1 pseudogene is annotated in these 332 nt (G+C 60.5%); it reads left to right on the forward strand.

The annotated features are described in order from the left end of the window. A pseudogene (locus ACLD9W_RS12585) lies at positions 1–332 on the forward strand (integrase core domain-containing protein); the annotation flags it as partial.

Below are 332 nucleotides of genomic sequence, written 5' to 3' on the forward strand. Positions count from 1 at the left end.
CCCGGCCGCAGCCGTCCGCTGCACCCGCAGACCAACGGCAAAGACGAACGTTTCCACCGCAGCCTGAAAGCCGAAGTGCTCAAAGGCAGAACCTTCGGCGGGGTTGTTGGCAATCAGCTTGCGAAGCGGATTTTTACCAAAAACACCGCCGCAAGGCCGGTTGCCAACAGCCCCCGAGCAGACACAGCAGGCATTTGACAGCTGGCGGCACTGCTACAACCACAAAAGACCGCATGAAGCACTGGGACTGGACACCCCTTCGCAACACTACCGCAGCAGCCCGAGGGAATTTCCCGAACACTTGGCACCGGTCGAATACCCGCCGGGAGACT

The organism is Neisseria sp. WLZKY-1, assembly GCF_046546535.1.
Lineage (GTDB): Bacteria > Pseudomonadota > Gammaproteobacteria > Burkholderiales > Neisseriaceae > Neisseria.